General features: G+C 72.2%; 10 protein-coding genes. 3 read left to right on the top strand and 7 right to left on the bottom strand.

Features of this window, described 5'->3' with window-relative positions; all coding sequences use genetic code 11:
- Positions 1-103: 103 nt before the first annotated feature.
- The 5 genes from ACFVZW_RS02255 to ACFVZW_RS02235 all read right to left on the bottom strand — a co-directional run bounded on the left by ACFVZW_RS02255 (position 104) and on the right by ACFVZW_RS02235 (position 6,829).
- Positions 104-2,242, bottom strand: a complete 2,139-nt coding sequence (locus ACFVZW_RS02255; protein ID WP_384515423.1) for a 3-hydroxyacyl-CoA dehydrogenase NAD-binding domain-containing protein — start codon at positions 2,240-2,242, stop codon at positions 104-106.
- On the bottom strand, positions 2,239-3,453 hold the full coding sequence (locus ACFVZW_RS02250) for an acetyl-CoA C-acyltransferase (RefSeq protein WP_362014462.1): 1,215 nt from the start codon (positions 3,451-3,453) through the stop codon (positions 2,239-2,241). The genes ACFVZW_RS02255 and ACFVZW_RS02250 overlap by 4 nt, the downstream gene beginning before the upstream one ends.
- Positions 3,454-3,650: 197 nt before the next feature.
- Entirely contained in the window at positions 3,651-4,934 is a 1,284-nt protein-coding gene (locus ACFVZW_RS02245) for an HRDC domain-containing protein (protein WP_384515420.1), read from the bottom strand.
- Positions 4,935-5,259: 325 nt separating this feature from the next.
- Positions 5,260-5,925 carry a response regulator transcription factor gene (locus ACFVZW_RS02240; protein ID WP_017242457.1) on the bottom strand — a complete coding sequence of 222 codons (666 nt, stop codon included), beginning with the start codon at positions 5,923-5,925 and terminating at the stop codon, positions 5,260-5,262.
- 211 nt (positions 5,926-6,136) lie between these two features.
- Positions 6,137-6,829 (bottom strand): DUF3000 domain-containing protein, encoded by a 693-nt coding sequence (locus ACFVZW_RS02235; RefSeq protein WP_384515416.1) that lies wholly within the window; start codon positions 6,827-6,829, stop codon positions 6,137-6,139.
- A gap of 91 nt (positions 6,830-6,920) precedes the next feature.
- On the opposite strand from ACFVZW_RS02235, the gene hemE reads away from it, so the two are divergent.
- Positions 6,921-7,997, top strand: coding sequence for a uroporphyrinogen decarboxylase (gene hemE, locus ACFVZW_RS02230; protein WP_384515413.1), 1,077 nt, complete (start codon positions 6,921-6,923; stop codon positions 7,995-7,997).
- 70 nt (positions 7,998-8,067) lie between these two features.
- On the opposite strand, the gene ACFVZW_RS02225 is transcribed toward hemE, so the two are convergent.
- Positions 8,068-9,441 carry an FAD-dependent oxidoreductase gene (locus tag ACFVZW_RS02225; RefSeq protein WP_384515410.1) on the bottom strand — a complete coding sequence of 458 codons (1,374 nt, stop codon included), beginning with the start codon at positions 9,439-9,441 and terminating at the stop codon, positions 8,068-8,070.
- A gap of 27 nt (positions 9,442-9,468) precedes the next feature.
- Positions 9,469-10,404, bottom strand: coding sequence for a DUF4349 domain-containing protein (locus tag ACFVZW_RS02220; RefSeq protein WP_384515408.1), 936 nt, complete (start codon positions 10,402-10,404; stop codon positions 9,469-9,471).
- Between the two features lie 163 nt (positions 10,405-10,567).
- On the opposite strand from ACFVZW_RS02220, the gene hemG reads away from it, so the two are divergent.
- Together hemG and hemQ are read left to right on the top strand one after the other, a co-directional pair.
- Entirely contained in the window at positions 10,568-12,058 is a 1,491-nt protein-coding gene (gene hemG, locus ACFVZW_RS02215; RefSeq protein ID WP_384515405.1) for a protoporphyrinogen oxidase, read from the top strand.
- A 17-nt stretch (positions 12,059-12,075) separates the two neighbouring features.
- Entirely contained in the window at positions 12,076-12,789 is a 714-nt protein-coding gene (hemQ, locus tag ACFVZW_RS02210) for a hydrogen peroxide-dependent heme synthase (protein ID WP_384515402.1), read from the top strand.
- Positions 12,790-13,016: the final 227 nt, after the last annotated feature.

The raw sequence follows: 13,016 nt of genomic DNA, 5'->3' as shown, positions 1-13,016 counted from the left end.
GGGGGGTGTTTTTGTTTGTCTCTCTCCCCTCGCTCCCCCCCCCGCCGGGGTGGGCCCCCACCCGGCCCCCCACCACCCCCGGCAGTCGCTTGTCGCGTCGTCGTTACGCGGGGACGCTCGCCACGCCCTGCGCGAGGAACGGCTTGCCGTTCACCCGCTGGGAGACGCCCTCACGGTCCAGGTACGGCGTGATGCCGCCCAGGTGGAAGGGCCAGCCCGCGCCCGTGATCAGGCAGAGGTCGATGTCCTGCGCCTCGGCGACGACACCCTCCTCCAGCATCAGGCCGATCTCCTGCGCCACCGCGTCCAGGACGCGGTCGCGGACCTGCTCCTCCGTCAGGACGACATCGCCCTGCACCAGGAGGGCGGCGACCTCGGGGTCCAGCTCCGGCTTGAAGTCGTTCTCGGCGGAGTAGACGTAGAAGCCGCGCTTGCCGGCCTTGACGACGGCCGCCAGGTTCGGGGAGACCGTGAAGCGCTCCGGGAAGGCGCGGTTCAGGGTCTCGGAGACGTGCAGACCGATGGCCGGGCCGACGAGCTCCAGGAGGACCAGCGGGGACATCGGCAGACCGAGCGGCTCGATGGCCTTCTCCGCCGTCTCGACCGAGGTACCCTCGTCGATGACGTTCTGGATCTCGCCCATGAAGCGGGTCAGGATGCGGTTCACGACGAACGCCGGGGCGTCCTTGGTGAGGACCGCGGTCTTCTTCAGCTTCTTCGCGACACCGAACGCGGTGGCGAGGGAGGCGTCGTCCGTCTGCTCGCCGCGCACGATCTCCAGGAGCGGGAGGATCGCGACCGGGTTGAAGAAGTGGAAGCCGACCACGCGCTCCGGGTGCTGGAGCTTGGAGGCCATCTCCGACACCGACAGGGAGGAGGTGTTGGTGGCGAGGATCGCGTGCGCCGGGGCGACCGCCTCGACCTCCGCGAACACCTTCTGCTTGACGGACATCTCCTCGAACACGGCCTCGATGATGAAGTCCGCGTCCGCGAAGCCGGCGGCCTTGTCCAGGACGCCGGAGACCAGGCCCTTGAGACGGTTGGCCTTGTCCTGGTTGATCCGGCCCTTGCCGAGCAGCTTCTCGATCTCGGCGTGGACGTAGCCCACACCCTTGTCGACGCGCTCCTGGTCGATGTCGGTCAGGACGACCGGCACCTCCAGGCGGCGCAGGAAGAGCAGCGCGAGCTGGGAGGCCATCAGACCGGCGCCGACGACACCGACCTTGGTGACCGGGCGGGCCAGCGACTTGTCCGGGGCACCGGCGGGGCGCTTGCCGCGCTTCTGCACCAGGTTGAAGGCGTAGATGCCGGAGCGGAGCTCGCCGCCCATGATCAGGTCAGCGAGGGCCTGGTCCTCGGCGTCGAAGCCCTTCTGCAGGTCGCCGTCCTTGGACGCCTCGATGATGTCCAGGGCGCGGTACGCGGCCGGGGCCGCGCCGTGCACCTTGGAGTCGGCGATGAACCGGCCCTTGGCGACGGCCTGGTCCCAGCCCTCACCGCGGTCGATCTCCGGACGCTCCACCGTGACCGAGCCGTTGAGGACCGAGGCGGTCCAGATCAGCGACTGCTCCAGGAAGTCCGCGCCCTCGAAGATCGCGTCGGCGATGCCGAGCTCGAAGACCTGCTTGCCCTTGAGCTGACGGTTCTGGTTCAGCGAGTTCTCGATGATGACCGTGACGGCCTTCTCCGCGCCGATCAGGTTCGGCAGGATCGTGCAGCCGCCCCAGCCGGGCACCAGACCGAGGAAGACCTCGGGCAGCGAGAAGGCCGGCAGGGCCTTGGAGACGGTGCGGTAGGTGCAGTGCAGACCGACCTCGACACCGCCGCCCATCGCCGCGCCGTTGTAGTACGCGAAGGTCGGCACGGCCAGCGCGGACAGACGCTTGAAGACGTCGTGGCCGCCCTTGCCGATGGCGAGCGCGTCGGAGTGCTGCTTGAGCAGCTCGACGCCCTTGAGGTCGGCGCCCACGGCGAAGATGAACGGCTTGCCGGTGACACCGACGCCGACGATCTCACCGTTGGCGGCCTCGGCCTCGACCTGGTCGATCGCCGTGTTGAGGTTCGCAAGGGACTGCGGACCGAAGGTGGTCGGCTTGGTGTGGTCGAAGCCGTTGTCCAGCGTGATCAGCGCGAACCGGCCCGCACCCGCGGGCAGTTCGAAGTGCCGTACGTGGGCGCTGGTGACGACCTCGTCCGGGAACAGCTCGGCCGCACCCTTCAGAAGCTCGGCGGTGGTGCTCACTTGCCCTCCCAGTGGGGGTTCTCCCAGATGACGGTCGCGCCCATGCCGAAGCCGACGCACATCGTGTTGAGGCCGTAACGGACCTGCGGGTTCTCCTCGAACTGGCGGGCCAGCTGCGTCATGAGACGGACGCCGGAGGAGGCGAGCGGGTGACCGTAGGCGATGGCGCCGCCGTACTGGTTGACGCGGGCGTCGTCGTCGGCGATGCCGTAGTGCTCCAGGAATGCCAGGACCTGGACCGCGAAGGCCTCGTTGATCTCGAAGAGGTCGATGTCCTCGATCGAGAGACCGGCCTGGGCCAGCGCCTTCTCGGTCGCCGGGATCGGGCCGTAGCCCATGACCTCGGGCTCGACGCCGGCGAAGGCGTACGAGACGAGGCGCATCTTCACCGGGAGGTTGTTCTCGCGGGCGAAGTCCTCGGAGGCGATGATCGAGGCGGTGGCGCCGTCGTTGAGACCGGCCGCGTTACCGGCGGTGACGTTGCCGTGGACGCGGAACGGCGTCTTCAGGTTCGCCAGCGACTCCAGGGTGGTGCCCGGGCGCATCGGCTCGTCGGCGGTGACCAGGCCCCAGCCGGTCTCGCCGGCCTCGGCGTTGGTGCGGCGGACCGAGATCGGCACCAGGTCCTGCTGGATCTTGCCGTCGGCGTACGCCTTGGCGGCCTTCTCCTGCGAGCGCACGGCGTACTCGTCGGCGCGCTGCTTGGTGATGCTCGGGTAGCGGTCGTGCAGGTTCTCGGCGGTCATGCCCATGAACAGGGCGGACTCGTCGACCAGCTTCTCGCTCACGAACCGCGGGTTCGGGTCGACGCCCTCGCCCATGGGGTGGCGGCCCATGTGCTCGACGCCACCGGCGATGACGGCGTCGTAGGCGCCGAACGCGATGGAGCCGGCGACCGAGGTGACGGCGGTCAGCGCGCCGGCGCACATGCGGTCGATGGAGTAGCCCGGGACGGACTGCGGCAGACCGGCGAGGATGCCGGCGGTGCGGCCGAGGGTCAGACCCTGGTCACCGATCTGCGTGGTCGCGGCGATGGCGACCTCGTCGATCTTCGCGGGGTCGAGGCCGGGGTTGCGGCGCAGCAGCTCCCGGATGGCCTTCACGACGAGATCGTCGGCGCGGGTCTCGTGGTAGATGCCCTTCGGGCCCGCCTTGCCGAACGGGGTGCGGACGCCGTCGACGAAGACGACGTCCCTGACGGTACGAGGCACGATGGCTCTCCTCCAGGGTGCGGGATGGCACTGCTGCGGCACGCGGCTAAGCGCGCGCTTGCTCCCCCCATGCTACTTGCGGGTAACCGGGCTGCCCAGCCCCGGGGGCCGGAGCGGCGAAGGTCACACTGCGGGGAGGGTACGCCGAAGCCCCCGGCGGGGTGCCGGGGGCTTCGCGGAGAACACGGGAAAGGCGGTTACGCCGTCGCCGTCAGGGCCGTGACCAGGAGCGGGGTCACCAGTTCGACCTGCCACGGGCGGGCGCCGTAGCCCATGAGGGCGGACGCGACCGTGTCGGGCGTGCCCGGGGACGGGGGCTCCCAGCAGACGCGGCGGACCGTGTCCGGGGTGATCAGGTTCTCCTGCGGGAGGTTCAGCTCCTCCGCGAGGGCCGAGACCGCGGCGCGGGCAGCCGACAGGCGGGCGGCCGCGGCCGGGTCCTTGTCCGCCCAGGCGCGCGGCGGCGGGGGACCCGCGACCGGCTGGCCGGGCTGGGGGAGCTCGTTGTCCGGGAGGGCCTTCGCGCGGTCCACGGCCGTCTGCCACTGCTCCAGCTGGCGTCGGCCCATGCGGTGCCCGAAGCCCGGCAGCGCGGTCAGCGCGGCCACGTTCAGGGGGACGGCGAGCGCCGCCTCCACGATCGCGGTGTCGCTGAGCACCTTGCCCGGCGAGACGTCCCGCCGCTGCGCGAGGCGGTCCCGGGCCGTCCACAGCTCCCGTACGACCGCCATCTGGCGACGGCGCCGTACCTTGTGCATTCCGGAGGTCCGGCGCCACGGGTCCTGGCGCGGCGGCGCGGGCGGGGCCGAGGCGATCGCGTCGAACTCCTGGTGGGCCCACTCCAGCTTGCCCTGCCGGTCGAGCTCCTTCTCCAGTGCGTCACGCAGGTCGACGAGCAGCTCGACGTCCAGCGCGGCGTACCGGAGCCAGGGCTCGGGCAGCGGGCGGGTGGACCAGTCCACCGCGGAGTGCCCCTTCTCCAGGGCGTAGCCGAGAACGGACTCGACCATCGCCCCGAGCCCGACCCGCGGGAAGCCCGCGAGCCGGCCGGCCAGCTCGGTGTCGAACAGCCGGGTCGGCACCATGCCTATGTCCCGCAGGCACGGCAGGTCCTGGGTCGCGGCGTGCAGGATCCACTCGGTCCCGGCGAGCGCCTCGCCGAGGCCCGACAGATCGGGGCAGCCCACCGGGTCGACGAGCGCGGTGCCCGCGCCCTCGCGGCGGAGCTGGACGAGATAGGCGCGCTGCCCGTAGCGGTAGCCGGAGGCGCGCTCGGCGTCCACGGCGACGGGGCCGCGGCCGGCGGCGAAGGCGGCGATCACTTCGGCGAGCGCGTCGTCGGTCTCGACGACGGGCGGAATGCCCTCGCGGGGCTCCAGCAAGGGGATCGGCAGCCCGTTCGCAGGGACGTCGTCGTCCGGGGGAGCGCCCCCGGTGGTTCGCAGTGCTGTGTCTGCTGCGGTCTCTTGGGCGTCGGTCACGTGTCAAGGGTATCTGTGAACGGCAAGCGCCAGTGGTCGGTAACATGCCGCGCCAGGGGCCCCGAATTAGTAAAACGGGGAAGGGGAAGGGTGGGGCCCGTGGAGCCGCGCGTGGGGGGTGCGCTTGGTGGGGGTCTTGCGCGGGGTTTGGTGGGGCCTGCCCTTGGACTTGGTCTTGGTCCTGTGGTCGGCCCGGGTCAACCGAACGTTCCGTCGACAGGCGCCGATCTTTCGTCAACCGTTCAGGGATCGCTGTGGGCCCGGTGACGCGGCTCGTCCGGGGCCCGGTTCCGGTCCGATTCCGGTCCGGGACGGCCTGCCAGGGTCAGTGGATGATCCCGGTGCGCAGCGCCACCGCGACCATGCCGGCCCGGTCACCCGTGCCGAGCTTGCGTGCGATCCGGGCGAGGTGGCTCTTCACGGTCAGCGCGGACAGGCCCATCGAGACGCCGATGGCCTTGTTCGACTGACCCTCGGCGACCAGCCGGAGCACCTCGACCTCACGGCCGGAGAGCTCGCGGTAGCCGCCCGGGTGGCTCGGGGCACCCGGGGGGCGGCGGTGGCCGAGGCGGGCGGCCGCGGAGCCGATGGGGGCGGCGCCGGGGCGGGTGGGGTGCCCGATGTTCGTACGCGTACCGGTGACGACATAGCCCTTGACGCCACCGGCCAGTGCGTTGCGCACGGCGCCGATGTCGTCGGCCGCGGAGAGGGCGAGGCCGTTGGGCCAGCCCGCGGCGCGGGTCTCGGACAGCAGAGTGAGGCCGCTGCCGTCGGGGAGGTGGACGTCGGCCACGCAGATGTCGCGGGGGTTGCCGACGCGGGGACGGGCCTCAGCGATGGACGACGCCTCGATGACGTCACGTACTCCGAGGGCCCACAGGTGGCGGGTGACGGTGGAGCGGACGCGCGGGTCGGCCACGACGACCATGGCGGTCGGCTTGTTCGGGCGGTAGGCGACCAGGCTTGCGGGCTGCTCGAGGAGAACGGACACACGGCCTCCTGGGGAGATGCGGGACGGAGCCGGCTCGGGGAAGAAGCCGGGGGCGAACCCGTGCGGTGAAGGGGTCAATGACTCCTTCGGCAGCTCGGGCGCCCGCCTTTAGGGAAAGATCACGATTTGGTGAGTAACAATTCGGGCAATTCGGACGCGTGATCGATCATCCTACGAGTGAGCCTCCGTCCGGGCGATCTCGCAGGCCTCGCTACGGCTGCTGCGGACCCCTGCGCTGGGGCAGCGAGACGACCCCCGCACCCGAGGTCGTCCCCGCCCCCGGATCGGGCGCGGTCGGCGGCAGACCCGCGATCTGACAGAGCAGATCGCACCAGGCCGTCAGGTGTGCCGCGGTGTCCGGCACGCCTCCCAGGCCCTCCTGCGGCGTCCACGAGGCCCGGATCTCGATCTGGGTCGCGGGACGGCGCTCGGCGAGCCCGCCGAAGTAGTGCGAGCCCGCCTGGGTGACCGTACCGCTCGCCTCTCCGTACGGCAGACCGCGCGCCTCCAGCGCGCCGGTCAGCCAGGACCAGCAGACCTCCGGCAGCAGCGGGTCCGACGCCATCTCCGGCTCCAGCTCCGCCCGTACCAGCGTCACCAGCCGGAAGGTGCCCTTCCAGGCGTCGTGCCCGTCCGGATCGTGCAGCAGGACGAGCCGGCCGTCGGCCAGATCCTCCTCGCCGTCCACGACCGCCGCCTCCAGTGCGTACGAGTACGGAGCGAGCCGCTGCGGCGGCCGGGTCGGATCGAGCTCGACCTCCGGCCGCAGCCGGGCCGAACGCAGTGCCTCGACCGCCCGCCGGAAAGCGGGCGGCGCCGGGTTCGTCTCCGTTGTGCCCGCCGTGTCGCCCGCCTGTTCGTCGCCGTCGGAATGATCGGAAGAATGTCCCTGAGCCGCAGCCATGCGGGGAAGAGTAGGCGGAATGGGGGCCTCGCGCAGGGAGGGACACCCGGCCCGGACGAGCGGCTTCCCGCCACATGCGAAGATTCTGGGCGTGAGTGCCAATGACAGCCCCGTGGGCCAGCAGACGAAGCACCAGCCGCAGACGTACGACTCCGCCTTCCTCAAGGCGTGCCGGCGCGAGGCCGTGCCGCACACGCCTGTCTGGTTCATGCGGCAGGCGGGCCGCTCGCTGCCCGAGTACCTGAAGGTCCGCGAGGGCATCCCGATGCTCGAGTCCTGCATGCGGCCCGAGCTGGTCACCGAGATCACGCTGCAGCCCGTGCGCCGCCACAAGGTGGACGCGGCGATCTACTTCAGCGACATCGTCGTCCCGCTCAAGGCCATCGGCATCGACCTCGACATCAAGCCGGGCGTCGGCCCGGTCGTCGCCGACCCGATCCGCACCCGCGCCGACCTGGACCGGCTGCGCGACCTGACCCCCGAGGACGTCCACTACGTCACCGAGGCCATCGGGATGCTCACCGGCGAGCTGGGCTCCACGCCCCTCATCGGATTCGCCGGCGCGCCTTTCACCCTCGCGAGCTACCTCGTGGAGGGCGGTCCGTCCCGCAGCCACGAGCACACCAAGGCGCTGATGTACGGCGACCCGCAGCTGTGGGCCGATCTGCTCGACCGCCTCGCCGAGATCACCTCGGCCTTCCTCAAGGTCCAGATCGAGGCCGGCGCCTCCGCCGTGCAGCTCTTCGACTCCTGGGTCGGAGCCCTGGCCCCCGCCGACTACCGCCGCTCGGTGATGCCCGCCTCCGTCAAGGTCTTCGACGCGGTCGCCTCGTACGGCGTCCCGCGGATCCACTTCGGCGTCGGTACGGGTGAGCTGCTCGGACTCATGGGAGAGGCGGGCGCGGACGTCGTCGGCGTCGACTGGCGCGTCCCCATGGACGAGGCCGCCCGCCGCGTCGGCCCCGGCAAGGCGCTCCAGGGCAACCTGGACCCGGCCGTGCTCTTCGCCTCGACCGAGGTCGTCGAGGCGAAGGCGGACGAGGTCCTCGCCGCCGCCAAGGGGCTGGAGGGCCATGTCTTCAACCTGGGCCACGGCGTCATGCCGGCGATGGACCCGGACGCCCTGACGCGCCTGGTGGAGTACGTGCACACCAGGACGGCCGTCTGAGCCGACGCCTTCGGGTGACAGCGCCGTCGTTCCCCGCCGGGGAGCGACGGCGCTCGCGTCGTCACTCGGCTCAGCCCGCCGAGCGCACCGCCGCCATCGCCTTGCGCGCCGCGATCAGCACCGGATCCCACACCGGCGAGAACGGCGGCGCGTACCCCAGGTCCAGGGCCGTCATCTGCTCCACCGTCATCCCGGCCGTCAACGCCACCGCCGCGATGTCCACCCGCTTCGCCGCGCCCTCACGGCCCACGATCTGCACCCCGAGCAGCCGGCCCGTACGACGCTCCGCGAGCATCTTCACCGTCATCGGCGCCGCGCCCGGGTAGTAGCCCGCCCGGCTGGTCGACTCGATCGTCACCGTCACGTACCGCAGTCCGACCTCGCGGGCGTCCTTCTCCCGCAGGCCGGTGCGCGCGATCTCCAGGTCGCACACCTTCGACACCGCCGTGCCGACCACACCCGGGAACGTGGCGTAGCCGCCGCCCACGTTCGAGCCGATCACCTGCCCGTGCTTGTTGGCATGCGTGCCCAGCGCGATGTGCCGCTCGCGGCCCGAGACCAGGTCGAGCACCTCGACGCAGTCACCGCCCGCCCAGATGTTCTCGTGCCCCCGTACCCGCATCGCGAGATCGGTGAGCAGACCGCCGTACGTCCCGAGCGGCAGCCCGGCCGCCCCCGCCAGGGTCGTCTCCGGGACCACGCCCATCCCGAGGACCACCACGTCCGCCGGATACTCGGCGTCGTCCGTCGCCACCGCCCGGACGCGGCGGTCCTCGTCCGTGAGGATCTTCGTGACCGCCGAGGAGCCGACCGTCCTGATGCCGAGACCGTCCATCACCCGGTGGACCAGCCGCCCCATGTCCGGGTCGAGCGTCGCCATCGGCTGCTCGCCCCGGTTGAGCACCGTCACCTCGTAGCCCCGGTTCAGCAACGCCTCGGCCATCTCCACGCCGATGTACCCGGCGCCCACGACCACCGCACGCCGGCCCTCCGTACGCTCCAGCGAGTCGAGCAGCGCCTGCCCGTCGTCGAGCGTCTGCACCCCGTGCACCCCCGGGGCGTCGATCCCCGGCAGCCGCGGCCGCAGCGGCCGTGCGCCGGTCGCCACCACCAGCTTGTCGAAGCCCGTCCACGCCTCCGTACCGGACTCCAGGTCCCGCGTGCGCACACGCTGCCCCGGCACGTCGAGCTCGGTCACCTCGGTCCGCATCCGCAGATCGATGTCGCGCGCCCGATGCTCCTCGGGGGTGCGCGCGATCAGCTCGTCGCGCTCCTCGACGTCGCCGCCGACCCAGTACGGGATGCCGCAGGCCGAGTACGAGGTGAAGTGACCGCGCTCGAAGGCGACGATCTCCAGCTCCCCGGGCGCCTTGAGCCTGCGTGCCTGCGATGCGGCGGACATACCCGCCGCATCGCCGCCGATGACCACCAGTCGTTCGCTCATACGAACACGCTACGTCGGACCGGTGGTTCAGTCCGTGGATGTGTCAGGTCCCTTCGCCGCCGCCGTCTCCGCGGGGCCCGTCGGCCCCGCGGCCGCGCGACGCGCACGCCGCGGCCGGACGAGTATCCGCCACAGCAGGTACAGGGCGAGGGCCACGGCCAGCCACGGCGCGACCGCCGCCAGCACGATTACGACCCAGGCCAGCGCCGTCACCAGTGCGTTCCAGCCCCCGGAGAGCGCCTCCAGGAAGCCAGGCCGGTCCCCCGACTCCGACGCTCCCGGCCCCTCCTTCTCGGACAGTTCGAGGGTGATCGTCGCCAGCGTCGTACGGTCCTTCAGCGAGGCCTGCTGAGCCAGCAGCGACTCCAGATCCGCCTGACGACGGCTCAGCTCGCCCTCCAGGGTGACCACATCGCTCAGCTTCTCCGCCCGGTTCATCAGCGCGCGCACCCGGTCGACGCTCGCCCGCTGGGTGGCTATCCGGCTCTCGACGTCCACCACCTGCTCGGTGACGTCCTTCGCGTCCGCCTTCCGGGACAGCAGCCGGCCCGTGCCCGCGAGCTCCTCGAGCACCGACTCGTACGAGCCCTGCGGCACGCGCAGCACGATCCGCGAGGTCAGGTGCGTGTCGTCGATCCGCTCGGTCGACTCGTTCGCGACCTGGCCGCCCGCGCCCTCGGTGACCCGGCGGGCGGTGGCCAGCGCCTTGGACGCGTCCTCGACCTCCACACTCAGCTCGGCGGTACGGATGATGTGCTGCTGCCGGAGCGCGGGGGCGGCGGGCTTCCGCGTGTCCGCGGCCGCCCCCTTGTCCGCCTCGTAGCCCCGGTCGGCCGCGCCCGCGCCCTCGGCGGGCTGCGCCGCGCTCTGTCCCTTGGTGTCGGCGGACCTGTCGGAAGCGCCCCCGGCGCACCCGGTCAGCGCCAGCGAGACCGCGGCCAACGCCACGGCCGCACCGCGCACACCTCGTGCTCTTCGTGGCCCTCGCACTCCGTGCATGGGATCCCCCCTGGGGTGGTGGTGAGTGTTGCCGGTTCGACGTACGGGGAGGGGGCGCGGGTTGCCCCCGGGCGGTAGCGAAGCGGTCACGTTCCGGCCTCGGAACGGGTTTTGAGAGAGTGGAGCCATGAACGCGCACGTTGTCGTAGTCGGAGGCGGCATCGCCGGCCTCGCCGCCGCCCACCGGCTGCTGTCCGCCGGAGCACGGGTGACGCTGCTCGAAGGCGGCGACCGGGTCGGCGGCAAGCTGCTCGCCGGGGAGATCGCCGGCGCCCCCGTCGACCTCGGTGCCGAGTCGCTGCTCGCCCGCCGTCCCGAGGCGGTGGCGCTCGCCCGCGCCGTCGGCCTCGGAGACCGGCTCCGGCCGCCCGCCACGACCACCGCGTCCGTGTGGACCCGCGGGACACTGCGCCCGATGCCCAAGGGGCACGTCATGGGCGTCCCCGGCGACGCCGCCGCCCTCGCCGACCTCCTCTCCGAGGAGGGGCTGCGCCGGGTCGAGCGGGACCGCGAACTGCCCCCGGCCGAGATCGGCGAGGACATCGCCATCGGCGCGTACGTCGCCGACCGGATGGGCCACGAGGTAGTCGACCGCCTGGTCGAGCCGCTGCTCGGCGGCGTGTACGCCGGCGACGCCTACCGGATCTCGATGCGGGCCGCCGTCCCCGCCCTCTTCGCCGCCGCCCGCACCCACGCCACGCTCACCGACGCCGTCCACGCCGTCCAGCGGGCGGGCGCCGCGACCCCGTCGGACGCGGCGGGCGCGGCCACCGGCCTCGGCGGCTCCGCGTTCATGGGCATCGAGGGCGGCATCGGCACCCTGCCCGACGCGGTCGCGGCGGCGATCCGCGCCGCGGGCGGCGAGATCCTCACGCATGCCCCCGTGACCGAACTCCGCCGGATTCCGGCGGCGCCGGAATCCCCGGACGCCATCGGCGGACCCGCGCCCGCCACGCGGTGGCGCGTCGTCGTCGGGGGGCGGACCGTCGTCGCCGACGCGGTCGTCCTCGCCACCCCCGCCTGGGCCACCGCCGAGCTGCTCGGCCACGAGGCGCCCCGGGCCGCCGACGAGCTCGGAGCCGTCGAGTACGCCTCCATGGCGCTCGTCACCCTCGCCTTCCGCCGCTCCGACGTCCAGGGGCTGCCCGGGTCCGGGTTCCTCGTGCCGCCCGTCGACGGGCACACCATCAAGGCGTCCACCTTCTCCAGCCAGAAGTGGCAGTGGGTCTCCGACTCCGCCCCCGACCTCTTCGTGCTCCGCACCTCCGTCGGCCGCTACGGCGAGGAGGAGCAGATCCTCCGCGACGACGCCGACCTCGTCGAGGCATCGCTCAAGGACCTCGGAGCGGCCACCGGCCTGACCGCCCGCCCCGTCGCCACCACCGTCACCCGCTGGACCGGCGGTCTCCCGCAGTACCCCGTCGGCCACCTCGCCCGCGTCGCCCGCATCCGTGAGGCCGTCGCCCGCCTGCCCGGACTGCGCCTCGCCGGCGCCGTGTACGAGGGTGTCGGCATCCCCGCCTGCATCGCCTCCGGCCACCGCGCCGCCGACGAGATCGCCGACGAGATCATCGCCACGTCGGAAACCACCCACCCTGGTGCAGGGCACTGTCCGTGACGGGCGAGAATAGGCGTATGAGTGCGCCCGAAAAGATCCCGAACGCCGGTAAGAAGGCGAAGGACCTCAACGAGGTCATCCGCTACACCCTGTGGTCTGTGTTCAAGCTGCGCGACAACCTGCCCGAGGACCGCGCCGGCTACGCCGACGAGGTCCAGGAGCTGTTCGACCAGCTCGCCGCCAAGGACATCACCATCCGCGGCACGTACGACCTCTCCGGTCTGCGCGCCGACGCGGACGTCATGATCTGGTGGCACGCCGAGACGAGCGACGAGCTCCAGGACGCGTACAACCTCTTCCGCCGCACCAAGCTGGGCCGCGCCCTCGAGCCGGTCTGGTCGAACATGGCGCTGCACCGCCCCGCCGAGTTCAACAAGTCGCACATCCCGGCCTTCCTGGCCGACGAGACGCCCCGCGACTACGTGAGCGTCTACCCCTTCGTGCGCTCCTACGACTGGTACCTGCTGCCGGACGAGGACCGCCGCCGGATGCTCGCGGACCACGGCAAGATGGCCCGCGGCTTCCCCGACGTCCGCGCCAACACGGTCGCCTCGTTCTCGCTCGGCGACTACGAGTGGATCCTCGCCTTCGAGGCCGACGAGCTGCACCGCATCGTCGACCTCATGCGCCACCTGCGCGCCTCCGAGGCGCGGATGCACGTCCGCGAGGAGGTCCCGTTCTACACCGGCCGCCGTCGCTCCGTGGCGGACCTGGTGGCGGGCCTGGCCTGACGGCCCTACGAACTCGGTGACAGCCCGGCGACCGGTCGGGCCGTCACCCCTCGACCCGGAAGATCAGACGGCGGACGGAGTTCCGCACGCCGCTCCAGCGACACCGGGTCCGGCTCCGGGTGGGGGGCGCCCCCGGGGCGCCCCCCCCGCGGGGTTAGCGGCGCCCCCCCCCGCCGGGGATTAACCACCCAATGACCCAGTTCGCGGGGGGGGGGGCGCCCCCCCCA

Origin of the sequence: Streptomyces sp. NPDC059567 (assembly GCF_042735655.1) — a bacterium.
GTDB lineage: Bacteria > Actinomycetota > Actinomycetes > Streptomycetales > Streptomycetaceae > Streptomyces.
This window is presented reverse-complemented; position numbering and strand designations above follow the sequence as displayed.